Origin of the sequence: Luteimonas suaedae (assembly GCF_008312895.1) — a bacterium.
GTDB lineage: Bacteria > Pseudomonadota > Gammaproteobacteria > Xanthomonadales > Xanthomonadaceae > Luteimonas > Luteimonas suaedae.
This window is the reverse complement of the sequence record NZ_VSSP01000017.1, coordinates 1-21,796: the sequence shown is the minus strand read 5'-3', so window position 1 is coordinate 21,796 and position 21,796 is coordinate 1. Positions and strand designations below refer to the sequence as shown.

Sequence of the window (21,796 nt, the reverse complement as noted above, 5' to 3'; positions counted from 1 at the left end):
GGTCAGTGATGCTGCCGTTCAGTTTTCGACCGACCGCAACGGGCGCCCAAGCGCATGGCCATTCGACCTTTCGAGACTCCACCCACCACACCGATCGACATCACCACCAGAGCGTACGCAGGTTGTGGCTGCAAGCATGTCTCGGTCAGGACACCCCAGGCCATGCAGGACGATGAACTGATCGAACGAGGCCGCGGATGACGGCGCCCGCCGGGGTTGCGGCATGGCGCCGCGCTGCGATGACCGTTTCGATGCTCGGCGTTGCGACCGCCGCCGGCGCGGTGATGGTGTTCCTCACCCAGGCGCTGCTTGCACGCCAGCTGGGGCCCACGGACTACGGGCTGTTCGCCTCGTCGCTGGTCACGGTGACCATGATCGCCCCCCTGGCCGGGTTCGGGCTGACCCAGTTCCGCCTGAAGGTCTACGGCGTCGAGGGGTGGGCGGCGCATCGCTGGCTGGCGCCTTCGTTGCGCTTTACCTTGGTCACGTCGCTGTTGGCGATCGCCATCGTCGTCGCATGGGCGTTGACGATCGCGCCTCCGGACGACACGCGCTTCAGCCTGCTGGCGCTGACTCCAGTGGTCCTGGGCATTCTCGCGGTCAACCTGGTCAGCAACAAGCTGCGCCTGGAAGATCGCTATGGACGGATGGCGCTGACGCAGATGGTCATTCCCGGCAGCCGCCTGCTGGCGGCCATCGCGCTGTTTCTGGTACCGCAGCTCACGGGCCGATTCGTCGCGCTCAGCTACGGCGCCATCTCCCTGCTGGTCGTGTTGTGGTCGATACCGCAGATGCGGGCGATGGTCCGCGGCGAGATCGACCTGAAGGGGCATGGACCACGCGACGAAGCGCCGGCGTCGGCCGTGGCCGATCCCGGCGTGGGTGCGCTCTGGTCCCAGGCATGGGCCTATGGCGTGTATGCGGTGCTGTATCCGGTCTTCTTCCAGATCAGCACGATCCTGCTCAAGTACATCCAGGGCGACACGCAGGCCGGGATGTACGCCATCGCCATGGCGGTGATGACAGCGATCTACCTCATTCCCGCGACGATCTATCAGAAGTTCCTTCTGGGAAAGCTGCATCGGTGGGCGGCGCACGACAAGCCGAAGTTCCAGCTGGTGTATCGCCGCGGCAATGTCGCCATGCTGGGGCTGGGGCTGGCGGTCAGCGCCGGCCTGGTGCTGCTGGGGCCATGGCTGATCCCGCTGATATTCGGCGGGGAGTATCGCCGCGTGGTGACGATCCTGATGGTGCTGGCGCTCTGCCCGCCGATCCGCTTTCTCTCCACCGCGTTGGGCTCGGCGCTGTTGACGGAGAACCACATGCGCTTCCGTGTCTATGCGATGGCGCTCGCCACCTTCGCCGCGATCGCCGGCAACATCCTGCTGATCCCCGTACTAGGTGACCTGGGAGCGGCCTGGGCCACCGTGGCCGCCGAAACGGTCTTGCTGCTGGGCACCTGCTATGGGGTGCGTCGTTTCACCAGAATTCAACGAGCCGATGCTAATAGTGCATCGCGGTGAATCGCGCCAGCGCACTGCCCAGGCAGTCACCAGGCTGAACGGGCAGGCGCCGTGACCGAAAAATCCCTTGCGTGGCGAAGCCGGCCGATCCGGCGAGCCCATTCCTGACTGACGCGGCGAAATCACCACCGGCGGACGATTCGATCCATGCACGCACTCCCCAGCCATCGGACAACGGTGTACCCGCCAGCGCTCACGGGTGCTCCGATCAAGCGTCTTCTCGTGTTCACGATCTTCTTCGTGTGGACGATCTTTTCCGCCTATGTCTACAGCCGCTACAGTCAGCTGGGTGACGCCCAGGCGTACATGACGGATGGCTACGGCGAGTCTGCGGAAGGCCGGACCCTGCTGATCACCCGGATCGCCACCAGCTTGCGCTCGGTGCTGGGCGCCGACGTGCTGGTCCACCTGGTATTTTCCCTGTTCGCCGCCAGCGGCGTGTGCTACCTGATTGCGCAGGGCGACATCCGCGGGCGCTACAGGTGGCCGTTGCTGGCGATACTCCTGAATCCGAACTTCGGGGTATGGGCGTCCGTAACTGGCCGGGAGTCGCTGTTCGTCGGCCTGCTGGCGTTCTTCATGGGCGCGGTGCTGGGCAACTATCGCCGGCGCCGCCTCGCGCAGGTCGCTCTGGCGTTGCTGTGCGTGGCAGGCATGGTCTACATCCGCGCCCCGTTCGGGGCCGGCGCCGCCCTGTTTTTCCTGGTCTATCTCATGTACACGTGGGGGCCGCGCCTGCGGCTGAGTGTCGGCGTCCAGTCGATCTTCTTCCTGTTGCTGGCAGCGCAGTTCCTGTTGTTCGCCTGGCCCTACATCAACGACTACATCGACAACGAGATCCTGCCGCTGGCCAGAAGCTACTTCACGGTGGCTTCGGCCACCACCCGCACGTGGGTCGACCTGCGCACCACGGGCGACCTGCTGACCGGCCTGTGGTGGGCATTGCCGCTGTCGCTGATCGGCCCGACGCCCGCGGAGGTGTACGCACGGCCCGTCATGCTGCCGTTCTTCGTGGCCGGGATGATCGTGTTCGGCCTGCTCCTCCATTCCATCTACCTGGCGGTGTTCAAGGCGCCACGCGGCCCCACGCGCGGCATTCTGGTCCTGGGATGGTTGCCGGCGACTCTGGTGCTCCTGGTGTCGTATGTCCCTTTCGGCGTCTACAACCCGGGGAGCGGCATCCGCTACGCCTCCTGCTTCCTGCTGTTTCTCGTGTTCCCGTCCCTGCTCCTTTCGGCCGCCGCTGCCGTGAGGCAGACGGCAGACGTTCCGCGGCCCGACCTCAGTGCGCCTCGGGCCACGCGTTCGCGGCCGGCCGTCGCTTCATGACGGCGTCCGGGTTCGGCCCCGAGCCGCCGCCGAATTTTCGGTCCCCCGTTCCTGCGCAACCTCTTGCTGGCACGGATTGGGCCCGGTCGCACGGCGCTCGCCGCGACCTTCTTCGCACCGCGTAGACACCGCTGAATCGGGAGCCAACGCCGGCGCGGATGAGCGACGGCCGTCACAGAGAAGCGTTTAATCTTCGATCGGCAAACGGTGTGCATCGGACGCGGCACCGCGTGTTTCTTCCCCCCGCCAGCGTCCGACCGCGGCCCGCTCTTCGCACCGTTTTGAGCACCGACCGCCAGGATGCGCCCACCCAGCACGAGGTGTCGAGCAGCCATGCCGAAATCAACGATTCTCCCCTTTGCGGCCACGACAATCGCGGTCATCGTCCTCAGCGGATGCACCGGTCAGCACATGTCGGTGCGCAACGTGAACAGCCACACGCTGGTACAGGAAGGCGATGTCGCGATGGTCCCGATCACGCCGCAGCTGGTCGCGCAGGGGTCGAAGCCGGCGACGGAGATTCCGGCTGAACTCACCGAATACCGGCCCGACTCGTACCGGATCCACCCGGGCGACACCGTTCTGGTCACCGTATGGGACCATCCCGAACTGACCACGCCCGCCGGCAGCCAGCAGCAGGCCGTCAGCAACGGACGCCTGGTGAAGCCCGACGGCACGCTGTTCTATCCCTATGCCGGCAACATCGACGTCTCCGGCATGACGATCGAGGAACTGCGCGACACGCTCACCAGCCGGCTCTCCAAGTACCTGCTCGAGCCCAAGGTGGATGTCAACGTGGTCGGCTTCGGCAGCCGGGTTTCGCTGCAGGGCGCGTTCGTTGACACCACGCCACAGGAGCTGACGACGGTGCCGCTGACGCTGTCGCAGGCGATCGGCGCGGCGCAGGTCGATCTCGATCAGGCCGACCTGTCCGGACTGGTGCTGACGCGGGACCAGAAGAACTACCAGATCGACCTGGACGCATTGAACCGCAACGGAAACGTGGCACAGGAGATCTACCTGAAGCCGGGCGATCGCCTGTTCCTGCCGTTCAACGACCGCAAGGAAATCTACGTGATCGGCGAAGTGCTGCGGCCGCAGGCCATCACCTTCAAGACCAGCGACATGACCCTGACACAGGCGCTTGGCCGCACCGGCGGCCTCAATCCGGCCACCTCGAAAGGTGAGGCGGTCTACGTGATCCGCGGTGTCGAGGAGATGCAGAACACGCCGGCGACGGTGTACCACCTCGATGCCGAATCGCCGGTCGCTTTCGCCCTCGCCGACCGCTTCCCGTTGCAGGCCGGTGACGTGGTCTGGGTCGGACCGGCCGGCGTCACCCGCTGGAACCGGTTCCTCACCCAGTTGCTGCCGCTCACCGGCATCATCAACAACGCCGCGGCCGCGCAATACAACATCGACCGCACCGGCAACTGAACCCGGTTGGGATTCGGATGACGCCGGGTCCCGGGAAAAGGAACGAACTTGTCGCCCCGGCACACGCCGGGGCCCCTTTCCGCCTGTCCCGTCGGCTCACTTCGGTCGATACACCTCGGCGCCCTCGTCGCGAAACTGCCGCGACTTCTCCTCCATGCCGGCTGCCAGCGCGGTGTGCGTGTCGAGCCCGTGCTCGGCGGCATACTCGCGCACGTCCTGGGTGATCTTCATCGAGCAGAAGTGCGGGCCGCACATCGAGCAGAAATGCGCCAGCTTGTGCGCGTCCTTGGGCAGGGTCTCGTCGTGGTACTCCTTGGCCCGTTCCGGATCCAGGCCGAGGTGGAACTGGTCTTCCCAGCGGAACTCGAACCGCGCTTTTGACAGCGCGTTGTCGCGCACCTGCGCGCCGGGATGGCCCTTGGCCAGGTCCGCCGCGTGCGCGGCGATCCTATAGGCCATGATCCCCTCGCGCACGTCGGCGCGGTTGGGCAGGCCCAGGTGCTCCTTGGGCGTCACGTAGCAGAGCATCGCGGTGCCGTACCAGCCGATCATCGCCGCGCCGATCGCGCTGGTGATGTGGTCGTAGCCGGGCGCGATGTCTGTGGTCAGCGGGCCGAGCGTGTAGAACGGCGCCTCGCCGCACTCGGCCAGCTGCTTGTCCATGTTCTCCTTGATCAGCTGCATCGGCACGTGGCCGGGGCCTTCGATCATGGTCTGCACGTCGTGCTTCCAGGCGATCTTGGTCAGCTCGCCGAGCGTCTCCAGCTCGCCGAACTGCGCGGCGTCGTTGGCGTCGGCGATGCAGCCCGGGCGCAGCCCGTCGCCGAGCGAGAAGGCCACGTCATAGGCCTTCATGATCTCGCAGATGTCCTCGAAGTGCTCGTAGAGGAAGCTCTCGCGATGGTGCGCCAGGCACCACTTGGCCATGATGCTGCCGCCGCGCGAGACGATGCCGGTCACGCGCTTCGCCGTCAGCGGCACGTAGCGCAGCAGCACCCCGGCGTGGATGGTGAAGTAGTCCACGCCCTGCTCGGCCTGCTCGATCAGGGTGTCGCGGAAGATCTCCCAGGTCAGCTCCTCGGCGCGACCGTCGACCTTTTCCAGCGCCTGGTAGATCGGCACGGTGCCGATTGGCACCGGCGAGTTGCGCACGATCCATTCGCGTGTCTCGTGGATGTGCTTGCCGGTCGACAGGTCCATCACCGTGTCGCCGCCCCAGCGGATCGCCCAGACCAGCTTTTCCACTTCCTCGGCGATGCCGGACGACACCGCGCTGTTGCCGATGTTGGCGTTGATCTTGGTCAGGAAGTTGCGGCCGATGATCATCGGCTCGCTTTCCGGATGGTTGATGTTGTTCGGCAGGATCGCGCGGCCGCGGGCGATCTCGTCGCGCACGAACTCCGGTGTGATCAGCGTCTGGATATTCGCGCCGAAGGACTCGCCCGGGTGCTGCGCCAGCAGGCCGGCATCGCGCACCGCCTCCAGGCGCTGGTTCTCGCGGATCGCCACGAACTCCATCTCCGGCGTCACGATGCCGCGCCTGGCGTAATGCATCTGGGTGACATTGGCGCCGGCGACCGCACGCCACGGCAGGCGCCGCGAGGGGAAGCGCACCGCGTCGAGCTTGGCATTGGTCTCGCGGGCGCGGCCGAACTCCGAACTCAGCCCCGCCAGCGCCTCGGTGTCGCCGCGCTCGGCGATCCAGCGCGCGCGCAGCGGCGCCAGGCCGGCCGCCAGGTCGATGGCGGCATCGGGATCGGTGTAGGGCCCGGATGGGTCGTAGACCGTGACCGGCGGATTGTCCTCGCCGCCGAACAGCGTCGGCGTCTTCGTCAGTGCGATCTCGCGCATCGGCACGCGCAGATCGGCGCGCGAGCCGGTGACGAAGATCTTGCGCGAGCCGGGGATCGGACGGGTGACGGATTCGGAGAGCTGCTCGGTCTGCTGCAGCAGCGGGGAGGGCACGGCATTCATGGCATTCGTCCTGTGGAGTCGCTCGAAGAGCCGGGACGAAGCGGGCGGCGCACGGACGGAGCGATCCCCGGTCCTGCGAAGCTTCCCTACGCCGGTATCAACCGGATCAGGTTCGAAGGGTCTGTCTCAACCGCCGCCTGCGCGCCGGTACCCCCGCTTCGAGGGCATTACACCACAATCGGCGCGGCCGCTGCCGTCACGCGCGGCGACCGCGCGGGGGCAGTGGATGGGCATTGGTTCTCCTGCGCCGCTTGACGCGGTGCATCATGATCCGCTATTGCTGTCGCCATGCCCGCCGCATCCGCCCGCCCCGCCTGCCGCCACTGCCCGCACCCGCGGACATTGGTTGCATGCGTGACGATTACCACCACCGGTACCGGTCGCACCGGCACCGGAGTGCGGACGCGCGTGTCCATCGCCTGACCTGACCACGCCGCTCCGCACCCGATCCGGGTGCGGCCAGGCGGCCACACCCGACCGGCGCGGGGCCCGAACCGGAGCCTCCCGATGCCGTCCGCCCTTCCCTCCAGCGAATCCGTCGCCTGCCGCGTGCACAAGTTCGGCGGCAGTAGCCTGGCCGATGCCGGCCGCTTCCGCCGCGTATGTGCGCTGCTCGACGACGACGCGTCCACGCACCACCGCGTGGTGGTGGTCTCGGCCATGCAGGGCACCACCGATGCACTGCTGACGTTGATCGCCCACGCCCGTCGCGGCAGCGATTGGATGCCGGCCTGGACCGCGCTGCGCAGCCGGCACCTGGCGGTGGCCGATGCGCTGCAGCCGAAGCAACTCCTCCCCGCCCCCCCTGCTTCAAAAGGGCAAGGCGCCAAGGGCGGAGGCGGAGCTCCGGATGCCGCCGGACCTTCAACTCGGTTGCTGCCTTCGGAGAGAAGCGGGCTTTCCGCGACCAGGGCGAACCGAGCTGTTGCCCCCTTTGCTCCTAGCGCTTTTGAAGCGGAAGGGCTGGGGGGATTTGCGAGCTGTGCGGCCGTGGCAATCGCGACAGCCGATCTCCCTCAACCCTCTTTTCCCGAGAACGAAACAGCCGCCCTGCACGATGCGTTGCTCGAACAGTTCGACGCCTTGCGAGGGGAACTCGCAGCCCTGCCCGGCGCCGGGGAGCATGACGCCGACCGCATCGCCACCCGCGTGCAGGGCTACGGCGAGCTGTGGTCGTCGCTGCTGCTGCAGGCGGCGCTCGGCGGCGCGGCGGCGGGCTGGGAACGGCTGGATGCGCGCGACGTGCTGGTGGTGCATCCGGGCGAGATGGGCGCCGGCGTCGACCGCGGGCAAAGCCGTGCGCGCCTGCACGCCTGGCGCGCGCGCCACCGCGGACGCGACGTCGTCGTCACCGGTTTCATCGCCCGCGATGCGCATGGCGAGGCGACCACGTTGGGGCGCAACGGCAGCGACTATTCGGCCTCGATCTTTGCCGACCTGTTCGATGCCGATGCGCTCACCATCTGGACCGACGTCGACGGCGTGCTCTCGGCCGATCCGCGGCTGGTGCCGGACGCGGTCTGCCTGCCGGCGATCTCCTATGCCGAGGCCTGCGAGCTGGCCTACTTCGGTGCGCGGGTGCTGCACCCGCAGACGCTGGCGCCGGTGCAGGCGCGCGGCATCCCGGTGCGGATCCGCAATACGCTGCGACCGCAGGCGCCCGGCACCCTGATCTGTGCCGACGGCGACGCCACGCCCACCGCGTTCGGCGGCGGGCCGGTCAAGGGCCTGAGCCTGGTCGACGACCTGGCCGTGCTGGAGCTGACCGGCAACGGCCTGGTCGGCGTGCCCGGCATCGCCGAACGCCTGTTCGCGGCGCTGCACGGCGCCGGCGTGTCGGTGACGATGATCTCGCAGGGTTCCTCCGAACACTCGATCTGCTGCGTGGTGCGCGCCGGCCAGGCCGAACGCGGCCGCGACGCGATCCGCGCCGCCTTCGCCGAGGCGATCGCCGATGGACAGGCGCAGGGCGTGCAGGTCACCGGCGACATCTGCGTGCTGGCCGCGGTCGGCGACGGCATGGTCGGCAGCCACGGCGTGGCGGCACGGCTGTTCGGCGGGCTGGCGCAGGCACGGGTGAACGTGCGCGCGATCGCGCAGGGCGCCAGCGAGCGCAACCTGTCGGTCGCCATCGCGCGCGCCGACGCCACCCGTGCACTGCGCGCCGCGCACGCGGCGTTCTGGCTGTCGCCGCAGACGGTCTCGGTCGGCCTGATCGGGCCGGGCAACGTCGGCCGCACGCTGCTGCGGCAGCTGACGGAGGTGGGACCGGGACTGCGCGAACGCTCGGGCATCGACCTGCGCCTGCGCGCCATCGGCAACAGCCGCGGAATGACCCTCGACCACGCCGCGATCGCGCCGGCCGAGGCGCTCGACCGGCTCGGCGCCGGCAGCGCCCAGGCCATCGACCTCGACGCCTTCGCCGCGCACGTGCGCGCCGAGCACCTGCCGCACGCGATGATCGTCGACTGCAGCGCCAGCGACGCGGTGGCGGCGAAATATCCCGAGTGGCTGGCGGCCGGCATCCACGTGGTCACGCCCAACAAGCACGCCGGCAGCGGCGACTGGGCGCGCTACGCGGCGATCGCCGCCGCCCGGCGTGCGGGCGGCGGACGCTTCCTCTACGAGGCCACCGTCGGCGCCGGCCTGCCGGTGATCCTGACCCTGCGCAACCTGCTCGACACCGGCGACACGCTGCACGGCATCGACGGCATGCTGTCGGGCACCCTGGCCTGGCTGTTCAACAGCTACGACGGCAGCCGCCCGTTCTCGGCGCTGGTGCGCGAAGCCCGCGAACTCGGCTACACCGAACCGGACCCGCGTGACGACCTGTCCGGCCTGGACGTGGCGCGCAAGCTGGTGATCCTGGCGCGCGAGGCCGGGCGCGAACTGTCGCTCGACGACGTGGAGGTGGAGAGCCTGGTGCCCGAGCCGCTGCGACAGGCGAGCCTGGACGAATTCCTGGCGCGGCTGGAGGAGCTCGACGCGCCGATGCAGGCGCGCCTGGAGGCCGCACACGCGGACGGATGCCGGCTGCGCCACCTCGCCCGCCTCGGCGAGGACGGCCGCGCCAGCGTCGGCGTGGTCGCGCTGCCGGCCGACCATGCTTGCTGCCACACGCGGCTCACCGACAACCTGGTGCAGTTCCGCAGCGCCCGCTACGCCGACAATCCGCTGGTGGTGCAGGGCCCGGGCGCCGGCCCCGAGGTCACCGCGGCCGGCGTGTTCGGCGACGTGCTGGCGATCGCGCAGTCGCTCGGGGCGCGGTCGTGAGCGGCGATGCTTCGACAGACTACCGGGAGACAAGCGATTGCCACGGATGCGCGCGGATACGCAAGCAGAACAATATGCCGGCGCCCTCTCCCCCGCTTGCGGGGGAGAGGGTTGGGATGAGGGGGTGAACCGGCGCCGATCAGCATTCGGACGAGGGCATTTCTCGAGTGCGGCATTGTGCTTTTTGTCATTTCGCACGCCGACAAGACGCCGGCTTCGGCTGGCCCCCTCACCCCAGCCCTCTCCCCCGCAAGCGGGGGAGAGGGAGCCTTCATCTCGCTCGCCTGGCCTTATCCGCGCTCATACGTGCGGATCCGCGGCAAAACGCTCTCTTCCATCCGAGTGCGCAGTATGAGTCGACCCTCACAGGCCACCGCCTTCGCTCCGGCCAGCGTCGGCAACATCGGCGTCGGTTTCGACCTGCTCGGCCATGCCATCGACGGGCCGCGCGACATCGCCCGCGTGCGCCGGATCGACGCACCCGTGGTGCGGATCGACGCGATCGGCGGCGACGCCGCCGGCGCCGGCAATCTACCGCTGGCCGCGGAGGAAAACACCGCCGGCCGCGCCCTGATCGCGCTGCGCGACGCGCTCGGGCTTGCGCACGGCTTCGCGCTGGACCTCGACAAGGGCATCCCGCTCGGTTCCGGACTCGGCGGTTCGGCGGCCTCGTGCGTGGCCGCGCTGGTGGCCGCGAATGCGCTGCTCGACGCACCGCTGCCGCGCGCGGCGCTGTATCCCTTCGCGCTCGACGGCGAGGCGGTCTCCAGCGGCAGCCGCCACGGCGACAACGTCGCGCCGATGCTGCTCGGCGGCGTGGTCATGGCCACGGCCACGCGCATGATCGCGCTGGCGACGCCCGCGTGGCTGCACTGCGTGGTGGTGCATCCTGACCAGGTGCTGGAGACGCGGCGTTCACGCGCGGCGCTGGCCGAACCGTATCCGCTGCACGCCATCGTCGAACAGCAGGCGCACCTGGCGCTGTTCCTGACCGGGCTGCAGCGCGGCGACCCGGCACTGATCGCCGAAGGCCTGCGCGACGTGCTGGTGGAGCCGCGCCGGGCGCCGCTGATTCCCGGCTTCGCCCGGGTGAAGGCTGCGGCGTTCGACCACGGCGCGCTCGGCGCCAGCATCTCCGGCGGCGGGCCGAGCGTGTTCGCCTGGTTCGCGTCAAAGGCGCAGGCGCAGGCCGCGGCGCCGGCGATGCGTGCCGGGTTCATCGATGCCGGCTTCGACGTCCGCGTCCACGTCTCTCCGGTCGCCGGCCCGCGTGCGGACGTTATTGACGCCGACGAAGCCCCTCTCCCGTTTACGGGGTGAAGAGGTACGCTTGCGAACCCCCGGCTCGCGTGCCGATGAACGCCCGCGCGCCAGCGCGCGGGCCGGGGCGCGGGCCGGGGCGCGAAGCGGGGGTTGGGGTGAGGGCGCGGCGCAAGCCGCGAAAGGCAAGAGCGCCCTCATCCGCCCCCCGACTAGAGCATTCGGGGGCAGGCCCTTCGGGGCACCTTCTCCCGCAAGCGGGAGAAGGACTGCCCGCCCCATCGCCCTGCCTACCTGTAACGATCATCCATGAACTTCATCAGCACCCACGGCAATACCCCGCCGACCAGCATCGACAGTGCGCTCGTCGCCGGCCTCGCACCGGACGGCGGCCTGTACGTGCCGGAACGGATCCCCGCGCTCGCCGACATGCGACCCCGTGCGACGCTCGCCGACACCGCATACGCGGTGCTGGCACCGTATTTCGCGGTATCGTCGCTGCGCGATCATCTCACCGACATCTGCGCGCAGGCGTTTTCCTTCGATGCGCCGCTGCGCCCGCTCGCGGGCGAAGGCGATCATCTGCTCGAGCTGTTCTACGGGCCCACCGCTGCGTTCAAGGACTACGCCGCGCGTTTCCTCGCCGGGGCGCTGGCCGCACTGCGGGTGCCGGAAGCGCCGACGACCACGATCCTGGTCGCCACCTCCGGCGATACCGGCGCCGCCGTCGCCGCCGCGTTCCACCGCCGGCCGGGGTTCGAGGTGGTGATCCTGTACCCCGACGGCCGGGTGTCGCCACGGCAGGCGCACGGGCTGGAATGCTGGGGCGACAACGTGCGCACGTTCCGCGTCGCCGGCAGTTTCGACGATTGCCAGCGGCTGGCCAAGCAGGCGCTGGCCGACGAGGCCTTGCGCCGCGCGCGCGCGCTCACCTCGGCCAACAGCATCAGTCTCGGCCGGCTGCTGCCGCAGGCGGCGTACTACGCGCACGCGGCATTGCGGTTCCGCGCCGAGCACGGCGTGGCCCTCAACCTCATCGTGCCGACCGGCAACCTCGGCAACGCCTGCGCCGCGCTGCTGGCCCGGCGCATGGGCCTGCCGATCGGGGACATCCGACTGGCGACCAATGCCAATGACGTCCTGCCGCGCTATTTCGCCGGTGGCGGCTACGCGCCGCAGCCCACCCGCGCCACCCTGGCCAATGCCATGGACGTGGGCGCGCCCAGCAACTTCGAGCGCCTGCGGCAATGGCACGACAACGACGACGGCGCCCTGCGTGCGGCGGTCCGCGCCGACGCGGTGGATGACGCCACCATCCGCGACATCATCCACGCCGCCCCCGTGCGCCACGGCATCGTGCCCTGCCCACACACCGCCACCGGGCTGCATCTGCTCGAGCGGCTGCGCGCGCAGGGCGACACGCGCCCGTGGGCGGTCGTCGCCACCGCGCACCCGGCCAAGTTCGAGACCATCGTCGAGCCGCTGGTCGGCCATGCCGTGGTCCCGCCGCGGGCACTCGCCGATTGCCTGCGGCGCCCGGCATCGGCGCACGCGCTGGCGAACGATTACGGCGCCCTCCATCGCCGGTTGCAGGCCGAGAACCGATGACCATGCGTGGTCGCCGAAGTGCGACCGCCGCCGTCAATGTCGGGACCGGACATGCAACAGGAAAAGCCGCAGCGAGCGCAGGCGACCGCGCACTCATGCCGAAAAGTTCTAAATGAAACTGTTGACACCGGTGAAACCCCCGTGTTTATCTCGGTCCCCATGACGCATCGCAACACCCACCCGCTGACCATCCAGGCCGCCCCGCAGGGCGTCCCGGTCGCGCTTGCGCCGATCGCGCGCCTTCTCGTCGTCGTCCTCCTTATTACCTTGCCCACCGGCGCGGGAATCGGGTTTGCGTAGCTAGAAAGCACACAAATCCAGGTCGAAAGAAACCAGACCCCGCGCCCGACCAGGCGCGGGGTTTTTCGTTTCTGCCGCTCCGGGTTTTCCGAACTCCAACCTCCGCGCACGGAACGCGCGGCCTCCCGCGAAGGAATCGCGCCAACGGAAACCATGCAGTGCGAAGCAATGCCATCAAGCAGGGACCCGAACATGCACCGGCGCGCGCGATGCTGCGCGCCACCGGTCTGGACAGCGACGCCATCGCCAGGCCGCTGGTGGCGGTGGTGCACACATGGTCCAGCGTCTCGCCCTGCAACCTGGGCCTGCGCGACCTGGCCGCGCATGCCTGCGAGGGCGTGCGCGCCGCCGGCGGTACGCCGGTCGAGTTCAACACCATCGCCGTCACCGACGGCATCGCCATGGGCAGCAGCGGCATGCGCGCCTCGCTGGCCTCGCGCGAGGTGATCGCCGACTCGGTCGAACTGGCGGTCAGCGGCCACTGCCTGGACGCGCTGGTGCTGCTGTGCGGCTGCGACAAGACCATTCCCGCCGCGGCGATGGCGGCCGCGCGCCTGGACATCCCGACGGTGATCCTCTACGGCGGCACCATCATGCCCGGCAAGTGCCGCGGCAAATCGATCACGGTGCAGGAAGTGTTCGAGGCGGTCGGCCGGCATGCCGCCGGCCAGCTGGACGATGCCGGCCTGGAAGAGATCGAGAAGGCGGCCTGCCCGGGCGCCGGCGCCTGCGGCGGCCAGTTCACCGCCAACACGATGTCGATGGCGCTCAGTTTCCTGGGGCTGTCGCCGTTGGGACTGAACGACATCCCCGCCGTGCATCCGGACAAGCCCGCCGCCGCCCGGCGCTGCGGCGAACTGGTCATGCACCGCCTGCTTTCCGGCGGCCCGACACCGCGCGAGATTCTCTCTCCGGCCGCGCTGCAAAACGCTGCGCGCGCGGTGTCGGCCACCGCCGGCTCTACCAATGCCGCGCTGCATCTGCTGGCGATCGCGCACGAGGCCGGGGTGGCGTTCGACCTCGAGGATTTCCATGCCGCCGCGGCGACGCCGGTGATCGCCGACCTGAAGCCGGGCGGCCGCTACACCGCGGCGGAGCTGTACGCGATGGGCGGTACGGCGCTGGTGGCGCGCGAGCTGCGCGCGGCGGGGCTGATCGACGACATCGCCACCGTCACCGGCCGCAGCTTCTTCGCAGAACTCGATGCGATCCCGGTGCCGGCGCAACCGCAGGACGTGGTGCGTTCCATCGCCGATCCGCTCAAGCCGCAGGGCGGCTACGCGATCCTGTACGGCAACCTCGCGCCCGAAGGCTGCATCCTCAAGCTGGCCGCCAAGGGCCGCAGCCGCCACAGCGGCCCGGCGCGCGTGTTCGATTCCGAGGAAGCCTGCTTCGCGGCGGTGCAGGCGCGCCGCATCGAGGCCGGCGACGTGGTGGTGATCCGCTTCGAAGGGCCGGTGGGCGGCCCCGGCATGCGCGAGATGCTGGCGGTGACCGCGGCGCTGGTCGGCCAGGGCCTGGGCGACGACGTCGCCCTGGTCACCGACGGCCGCTTTTCCGGCGCCACCCGCGGCTTCATGGTCGGGCACGTCGCCCCCGAGGCCGCCCGCGGCGGGCCGCTGGCGCGGCTGCGCGAAGGCGACATCGTCACCATCGATGTCGACTCGCGCACGTTCTCCACCGATGCCGACCTGGCCGAGCGCGAGCCCGCACGCATCGACCCACGCGTGACCACCGGTGCGCTGGCCAAGTACGCGCGCCTGGTCGGCTCCGCCTCGAAGGGAGCCGTCACAACCGAACCGCCCGAAGCCGGCGCCACCCACGCGTCGGCGTTGCCCCAAGAAGCCGCTCCCGCCGACAACCGACTCCCCCTCTCCCGCTCCGCGGGAGAGGGATGGGGTGAGGGCGCCCCACCCGCCAAATCGCAACCCCGGCGTCCGGCGATCCCCTCCACCCTCACCGATGACTGACCTTCCCCTCCACTCCGCAACGGATCCAGCCATGACCAGCGACACGAACAAACCCACCATCGCCATCCTCGGCTACGGCAGCCAGGGCCGCGCACACGCACTCAACCTGCGCGACTCCGGCTTCGACGTCCGCGTCGGCCTGCGCCCCGGCGGCCCGACCTCGATCAAGGCGGCCGCCGACGGTTTCGCGGTGCAGACTCCTGCCGAGGCCGCGGCCGGCGCCGACATCGTCGCCGTACTGACCCCGGACATGGTGCAGCCGCAGCTCTACCGCGAGGTGATCGCGCCGAGCATGCGCGAGGGCGCCTGCCTGCTGTTCGCGCACGGCTTCAACGTGCACTACGCGCAGATCGCGCCGCGCGCAGATCTCGACGTGGTGCTGGTGGCGCCGAAGGGCCCCGGCGCGCTGGTGCGGCGCGAGTACGAGATCGGCCGCGGCGTGCCCGCGGTCTACGCCGTGCACCAGGACACCAGCGGGCAGGCTGAAGCGCTGGCGCTGACCTACTGCGCCGGCATCGGCGGCGCGCGCCAGAACGCGATCCGCACCACCTTCAAGGAGGAGACCGAGACCGATCTGTTCGGCGAGCAGGCGGTGCTGTGCGGCGGCGCCACCAAGCTGGTGCAGGCGGGCTGGGAGACCCTGGTCGAGGCCGGCTACCAGCCGGAAGTCGCCTATTACGAATGCCTGCACGAGCTGAAGCTGATCGTCGACCTGCTGTACGAGGGCGGCATCACCCGCATGCACGAGTTCATCAGCGAGACCGCGCAGTACGGCGACCTGACCCGCGGCCCCTACGTGATCGACGACCACGCCCGCGCGCAGATGAAGAAGATCCTGGCCGAGATCCAGGACGGCACCTTCGCCAGGCAATGGATCGCCGAGTACGCCGCCGGCAACGCCAACTACAAGGCGCTGAAGCAGGCCGATCTCGACCACCCCATCGAAGCCGTCGGCGCGAAGCTGCGCGGCGCGATGAAGTGGCTGCAGCAGGCGCCGGAGCAAGCCTCCGGCCAGGCCGCCGAGCCCGCCGCGGCGGCGGCCCCCACTGCGCAGACCGAGGCCGCGTGATGAACACCCGTGCAGCGGCGGCGGACAACGGCGATGCGGCCGCGGCCACGCCGGCGCCTGCCCCGGCGCCGGCGCCGGTCAACGGCGCCCGCTGGCTGGTGCAGGCGCTGGCGGCGGAAGGCGTCGACGTCCTGTTCGGCTATCCGGGCGGGGCGATCATGCCGTTCTACGACGCGCTGCACGGTGCCGCCCTCAAGCACGTGCTGGTTCGCCACGAGCAGGGCGCCGCGTTCGCCGCCAACGGCTATGCGCGCGCCAGCGGCCGGGTCGGCGTCTGTGTCGCCACCTCGGGGCCGGGCGCGTCGAACCTGGTCACCGGCATCGCCGACGCGATGCTGGACTCGGTGCCGATGGTGATCATCACCGGCCAGGTGGCGACGCCGCTGATGGGCACCGATGCGTTCCAGGAACTGGACGTGTTCGGCATGACCCTGCCGATCGTCAAGCACAGCTTCCTGCCGCGCAGCGTCGACCAGTTGCCGGAGATGCTGGCCGAGGCGTTCCGCATCGCCCGCTCCGGCCGGCCCGGGCCGGTGCTGATCGACCTGCCCAAGGACGTGCAGGCCGGCGACGCGGCGCACCTGCCGGCGCACGTTCCGCGGCCGGTGGAACCGGTCGCCGGTCCCGCCGATGCCTCGCTGCATGCCGCCGCGGCGCTGCTCGCGCAGGCGCAGCGCCCGGTGATCTACGGCGGCGGCGGCATCGCCCTGGCCGGCGCGGTCGAGACCTTCCGCGATTTCGTCGACCGCACCCGCATCCCGACCGTGCTGACGCTGAAGGCGCTGGGCGCGCTGCCGGCCACGCACCCGTGCAACCTGGGCATGCTCGGCATGCATGGCTCACGCGCGGCCAACCATGCGGTGCAGGAATGCGATCTGCTGCTCGTGGTCGGCGCCCGCTTCGATGATCGCGCTACCGGCAAGCTGGCCGAGTTCGCTCCGGACGCGCGGGTCGTGCACCTGGACGCCGACGGCTGCGAGATCGGCAAGCTGCGCGCCGCCGACGTCGCCGTGCAGGGCGATCTCGACGCCGCCCTGGCCAGGCTGGCACCGCCCTGCGCGGCGCAGGCGCGCAACGGACGCCATGTGCCCGCACGCAAGGCCTGGCTCGAGCTGTGCACCGACCGCCGGCAACGCTTCGCCGCGCGCTACGACGCGCCGGGCGACGGCGTCTATGCACCCGCACTGCTGAAGCGGCTGTCGGAGCTGGCGCCGGATGCGATCGTCAGCTGCGACGTCGGCCAGCACCAGATGTGGGTCGCGCAGCACTGCCGCTTCGCGCATCCGCGCCGGCACCTGACCAGCGGCGCGCTGGGCGCGATGGGCTTCGGGTTGCCGGCGGCGATCGGCGCGCAGCTGCAGGATCCGTCGGCGCAGGTGGTCTGCGTCAGCGGCGACGGCTCGTTCCTGATGAACGTGCAGGAGCTGGCGACCCTGGCGCGCTACCGGCTGCCGGTGAAGATCGTGCTGCTCGACAACCAGGCGCTGGGCATGGTGCGGCAGTGGCAGGAACTGTTCTTCGAGCGCCGCTACTCCGAGATCGACCTGTCCGACAACCCGGATTTCGCGGTGGTCGCGCGCGCGTTCGGGATCGAGGCGATCTCGCTCGACCGCGCCGACGGCGTCGACGCCGCGCTGGCCGCGCTGCTGGCCACGCCCGGCCCGGCGCTGCTGCACGTGGCCATCGACCAGGCCGCCAACGTCTGGCCGCTGGTGCCGCCGAACCACAACAACGCGCAGATGCTCGACGCCGACGAAGTGTCGTCGCTGCCGACCACCACACCCGCCGCTCCCTACCCCACGCCCGAGGATCCTTCCCATGCGATACCAGCTTGATCTGACCCTGCGACGAGCCGAAGGCGCGCTGACACGCGTGCTCGGCGCCGCCGAACGCCGTGGCTTCCAGCCGCTCTCGGTCGACGGCGAGGCGCAGCCCGACGGCGACCGCTGGTACCTGCGGATGACGGTGGAGGGCGAGCGTTCCGACGATTCGCTGCGTGCGCAACTGGCGAAGCTGTACGACTGCCTGTCCGTGGAGGTATCGCCATGTCCGTGAACCCGACCAAAGCCGCGACCTCTGGCGAGCCCGTAGGAGATGTGGAGGTGTCGCCGTGTCGATGAATGCCAGCAACGTGACCGCCATCTCCGAGGCGCCGGGCTTCGAGGCCGCGCCGACGCCGAAGCTGTGGTTCGACGGCGCCCTGGCCGACGTCGACACGCTGCAGGCGGACCTGACCACCCACGCCATGCACTACGGCAGCGGCGTGTTCGAAGGCATCCGCGCCTACGCCACCGCCGAGGGCGCCGCGGTGTTCCGGCTGCCCGAGCACATGGAGCGCATGCGCCGCGGCGCGGAACTGCTGGGCATGGCGTTCGACGTGGACGCAGTCAGCGAGGCGGTGCTCGCGACGCTGCGCGCCAACGGCCATCGCGACGCGTACATCCGCCCGCTGGCGTGGTTCGGCGCCGGCGGCTTCGGCCTGGACGTCGAGGGCCATCCACAACACGTGATGGTGTCGACCACCGCCACGCGCGTGCACCTGTCCGGCGCGCGCGCGACGGTCGGCGTGTCCTCCTGGCGGCGCAATCCGGCCGACTCGCTGCCGCCGCTCAAATTGTGCGGCGCCTACGTCAATTCGATCCTCGCCAAGCGCGAAGGCAAGGCGCGCGGCTACGACGAGGCGCTGTTCGTCGACCACGACGGCTTCGTCGTCGAATGCACCGGCGCCAACGTGTTCCTGGTCAAGGCCGGGCGCGTGACCGCCGTCGAGCATCGCGACGCGCTGCCGGGCATCACCCGCGACACGCTGATCGCGCTGACCGACGCCGAAACCCGCGCGGTGACCCTGGACGAGCTGATGGACGCCGACGAGGTCTTCGCCTGCGGCACCGCCGCCGAGGTCGCGCCGATCGCCCGGATCGAGGCCCGCGGCTACGGCGACAACCCGGTCAGCCGCGAGCTGGCGGCGCTGTACGGCCGGGTGATCCGCGGCCAGGAGCCTGGGTACCGCCATTGGCTGACCGAAATCTAGGAGCGAGGAACGAGTGGAGAGGAGTGAGAGACGAGTGAAAGCGAGAGCCAAGGCAGGGGCGAACACCCTTGTTCTTGCTCGTTTCTCACTCCTCTTCACTCACTCCTAGCCCCGCCATGGACCCTGCCGTCGCCAATGCCACCCAAGTCACCGCTGCCGACGTGCTGGCCGCGCAGGCACGCCTGCGCCGCTATCTGGAAGTGACGCCGCTGCACTATGCCGAACGCTTCGGCTGCTGGTTGAAGCTGGAGAACCTGCAGCGGACCGGCTCGTACAAGGTGCGCGGTGCGCTCAACGCGCTGCTGGCAGCGCGCGAGCGCGGCGACGATCGTCCGGTGATCGCGGCCTCGGCCGGCAACCATGCGCAGGGACTGGCGTGGGCGGCCTGGCGGCTCGGCATGCGGGCGATCACGGTGATGCCGAAATGCGCGCCGCAGACCAAGATCGCCGGGGTCGCGCACTGGGGCGCCACCGTGCGCCTGCATGGCGACGGCTACGACCAGGCCAAGGCGTTCGCGATCGAACTGGCGGCGCAGAACGGCTATCGCCTGCTGTCGGCCTTCGACGATCCCGACGTGATCGCCGGCCAAGGCACGGTGGGACTGGAGATCGCCGCGGCGATGCAGCCCGACGTGGTGCTGGTGCCGATCGGCGGCGGCGGGCTCGCTTCCGGCGTCGCGCTGGCATTGAAATCGCAACACCTGGCCCGGTCCGGCCGCGCATCCGGCCGCATCCGCATCGTCGGCGCCCAGGTCGAGGGCGTCGACGCGATGGCACGCGCATTGCGCGGCGAGGACACCGCCGGTGAGCCCGCGACCACCCTCGCCGATGGCGTGCGCGTGAAGGAGCCGGGGCGGCTGACGCGCTCGCTGCTGGGCGAACTGCTCGACGACATCGTGATCGTGCGCGAGGCGGAGCTGCGCGAGACCCTGGTGCGGCTGGCGCTGGAGGAGCACGTGATCGCCGAGGGCGCCGGCGCCCTGGCGCTGGCCGCCGGCCGCCGCGTCGCCGGCAAGCGCAAATGTGCGGTGGTGTCCGGCGGCAATCTCGATGCCGGCGTGTTGGCGCAGCTGCTGTCGGACATCCGCCCGCGCCCGCCGCGCAAGCCGCGGCGACGGAAGCGGGAGCCGGTCGCCGTCACTCCCGCCCCTGCATGCAGCGGGCGTAGCGATGCGCTTGCGCAGCACGGCTTCGCGCATCGCCAAGCGCCGAGCGGCTGTGCCGGTCAACCGGACGGGTTGGGGAAGGATGCCGTCGGCCCCGATCCGCGCTCCGGAAAGACCCAGCCGATCCGACTGCACCCCCTCCCGGCCTCCCCCTGCAAGCAGGGGGAGGAGCAATGCAACGAAATCGCCGAGGAAATCCCCGCATGAACACACCCGAACGAGTCCCGGCCGCCGGCGCCGCGCCCATCCGCATCTTCGACACCACGCTGCGCGATGGCGAGCAGTCGCCCGGCTGCAGTATGACCCCGCCGCAGAAGGTGGTGATGGCGCGCGCGCTCGCCGAACTCGGCGTGGACGTGATCGAGACCGGCTTCCCGGCCAGTTCCGAGTCCGACCGCGAGGCCGCACGCCTGATCGCGTGCGAGTTGCGCGCGCCGACGCTGGCGGTGCTCTCGCGCTGCCTGCCGGCCGACATCGAGGCCTCGGCGCGGGCGCTGGAGGGCGCCGCCAATCCGCGCCTGCACGTGTTCATCTCGACCAGCCCGCTGCACCGCGAGCACAAGCTGCGGATGTCGAAGGCGCAGGTGCTGGAGGCGACCGCGGCGTGCGTGGCGCAGGCGCGCCGCCACGTCGACGACGTGGAGTTCTCGACCGAGGACGGCACCCGCACCGAACGCGAGTTCCTGGCGGAGGTGGTCGGCGCGGCGATCGCCGCCGGTGCCACCACCATCAACGTGCCCGACACCCTGGGCTACACCACGCCGGACGAGATGCGGGCGCTGTTCGCGTTCCTGATCGAGACCGTGCCGGGCGCCCGCGAGGTGGTGTTCAGCGCGCACTGCCACGACGACCTCGGCCTGGCGGTGGCCAATTCGCTGGCCGCGATCGAGGGCGGTGCGCGCCAGGTCGAGTGCACCGTCAACGGCATCGGCGAGCGCGCCGGCAACTGCGCGATGGAGGAACTAGTGATGGCGCTGAAGGTGCGCGGCGCCTGGTACGGCGCCGACACCGGCATCGATACCCGGCGGCTGGTGCCGACCTCGCAGCTGCTGTCGCGCCTGGTCGGCATGCCGGTGCAGCGCAACAAGGCGGTGGTCGGCGCCAATGCGTTCGCGCACGAGTCGGGTATCCACCAGCACGGCATGCTGCGCCATCGCGGCACCTACGAGATCATGCATCCGGAGGACGTGGGCTGGGCCGATTCGAAGATGGTGCTGGGCCGGCACAGCGGTCGCGCCGCGTTCTCGCACCGGCTGCGGGCGTTGGGCTACGCGCTGGAGGACGCGCAGCTGGAGCAGGCGTTCGCCGGCTTCAAGGCGCTGTGCGAGCGCCAGCGCGTGGTCGAGGACCGCGACCTGGAAGCTCTGATGCATGGCGACGTTCGCGGTGAAGGCTTCCGGCTGGCGTCGATGACCGTGAGCGACCGCGGCCAGCGTGCCAGCGCGCAGGTGGAGCTGTCGGATCCGGACGGCCGGCGCGTCTCCGAGAGCGCGCTCGGCGACGGCCCGGTCGACGCGCTGTTCGCCGCGCTCTCGGCCGCGACCGATGTCGAGCTGACGCTGGAAAGCTATCAGGTGCACAGCGTCGGCATCGGCGCCGATGCCCGCGGCGAGGCCAACCTCAGCGTGCGCTGCGGCGACATCGCCTACGAAGGCGCCGGCACCAGCCGCGACGTGATCGAGGCCAGCGCGCTGGCGTGGCTGGACATCGCTAACCGCGTCCTGCGGACGCGAGAAACGAGAAACGAGAAGCGAGAAACGAGAGAAAAACTCGCAGCGCTCTCCCATTAGCTCCTACTCACTCCTCACTCCTCACTCCTCACTCCTCACTCCTCACTCCTCACTCCTCACTCCTCA

Annotated in this window: 14 protein-coding genes, 1 pseudogene and 1 riboswitch; of the genes and pseudogenes, 14 read left to right on the top strand and 1 reads right to left on the bottom strand. The window is 70.1% G+C overall.

The window, feature by feature from the left end; all coding sequences use genetic code 11:
• The first annotated feature begins 197 nt into the window (after positions 1–197).
• From FXO19_RS17710 to FXO19_RS17700, 3 genes are all read left to right on the top strand, one after another.
• On the top strand, positions 198–1,523 hold the full coding sequence (locus FXO19_RS17710; RefSeq protein WP_149196449.1) for an oligosaccharide flippase family protein: 1,326 nt from the start codon (positions 198–200) through the stop codon (positions 1,521–1,523).
• Positions 1,524–1,670: 147 nt separating this feature from the next.
• A complete protein-coding gene (locus FXO19_RS17705; protein WP_149196448.1) occupies positions 1,671–2,852 on the top strand; it encodes a hypothetical protein in 1,182 nt (393 codons plus the stop codon).
• 411 nt (positions 2,853–3,263) lie between these two features.
• Positions 3,264–4,289 (top strand): polysaccharide biosynthesis/export family protein, encoded by a 1,026-nt coding sequence (locus FXO19_RS17700; protein WP_149196447.1) that lies wholly within the window; start codon positions 3,264–3,266, stop codon positions 4,287–4,289.
• A gap of 96 nt (positions 4,290–4,385) precedes the next feature.
• Here the strand turns inward: FXO19_RS17700 and thiC are convergent, their stop codons facing one another.
• On the bottom strand, positions 4,386–6,263 hold the full coding sequence (gene thiC, locus FXO19_RS17695; protein WP_149196446.1) for a phosphomethylpyrimidine synthase ThiC: 1,878 nt from the start codon (positions 6,261–6,263) through the stop codon (positions 4,386–4,388).
• Positions 6,264–6,328: 65 nt separating this feature from the next.
• A riboswitch (TPP riboswitch) is annotated at positions 6,329–6,428 on the bottom strand.
• A 342-nt stretch (positions 6,429–6,770) separates the two neighbouring features.
• Between thiC and thrA the strand changes: the two genes are divergently transcribed.
• From thrA to FXO19_RS17640, 11 genes and pseudogenes are all read left to right on the top strand, one after another.
• Positions 6,771–9,536 carry a bifunctional aspartate kinase/homoserine dehydrogenase I gene (gene thrA / locus FXO19_RS17690; protein WP_149196445.1) on the top strand — a complete coding sequence of 922 codons (2,766 nt, stop codon included), beginning with the start codon at positions 6,771–6,773 and terminating at the stop codon, positions 9,534–9,536.
• Between the two features lie 351 nt (positions 9,537–9,887).
• Positions 9,888–10,856: a homoserine kinase gene (locus tag FXO19_RS17685; RefSeq protein WP_149196444.1), complete on the top strand. Its 969-nt coding sequence runs from the start codon at positions 9,888–9,890 to the stop codon at positions 10,854–10,856.
• Positions 10,857–11,105: 249 nt separating this feature from the next.
• Positions 11,106–12,404: a threonine synthase gene (thrC, locus tag FXO19_RS17680; RefSeq protein WP_149196443.1), complete on the top strand. Its 1,299-nt coding sequence runs from the start codon at positions 11,106–11,108 to the stop codon at positions 12,402–12,404.
• Positions 12,405–12,455: 51 nt separating this feature from the next.
• On the top strand, positions 12,456–12,704 hold the full coding sequence (locus FXO19_RS17675; RefSeq protein ID WP_149196442.1) for a hypothetical protein: 249 nt from the start codon (positions 12,456–12,458) through the stop codon (positions 12,702–12,704).
• Positions 12,705–12,862: 158 nt separating this feature from the next.
• Entirely contained in the window at positions 12,863–14,674 is a 1,812-nt protein-coding gene (ilvD, locus tag FXO19_RS17670; protein ID WP_149196441.1) for a dihydroxy-acid dehydratase, read from the top strand.
• A 31-nt stretch (positions 14,675–14,705) separates the two neighbouring features.
• Positions 14,706–15,743, top strand: coding sequence for a ketol-acid reductoisomerase (gene ilvC, locus FXO19_RS17665; RefSeq protein WP_149196440.1), 1,038 nt, complete (start codon positions 14,706–14,708; stop codon positions 15,741–15,743).
• The gene (ilvG, locus tag FXO19_RS17660) at positions 15,743–17,578 is read left to right on the top strand and encodes an acetolactate synthase 2 catalytic subunit (protein ID WP_149196439.1); all 1,836 of its coding nucleotides are present in this window, start codon (positions 15,743–15,745) and stop codon (positions 17,576–17,578) included. The genes ilvC and ilvG overlap by 1 nt, the downstream gene beginning before the upstream one ends.
• Complete coding sequence (locus FXO19_RS17655) at positions 17,562–17,798, top strand: ACT domain-containing protein (protein ID WP_149196438.1); 237 nt, start codon at positions 17,562–17,564, stop codon at positions 17,796–17,798. Before ilvG ends, FXO19_RS17655 begins: the two co-directional genes overlap by 17 nt.
• 61 nt (positions 17,799–17,859) lie before the next feature.
• Complete coding sequence (locus FXO19_RS17650; protein WP_149196437.1) at positions 17,860–18,774, top strand: aminotransferase class IV; 915 nt, start codon at positions 17,860–17,862, stop codon at positions 18,772–18,774.
• A gap of 116 nt (positions 18,775–18,890) precedes the next feature.
• Positions 18,891–19,928: pseudogene (locus FXO19_RS17645) on the top strand (threonine dehydratase); the annotation flags it as partial.
• Between the two features lie 215 nt (positions 19,929–20,143).
• Positions 20,144–21,730, top strand: coding sequence for a 2-isopropylmalate synthase (locus FXO19_RS17640; RefSeq protein ID WP_149196436.1), 1,587 nt, complete (start codon positions 20,144–20,146; stop codon positions 21,728–21,730).
• Positions 21,731–21,796 lie beyond the last annotated feature (66 nt).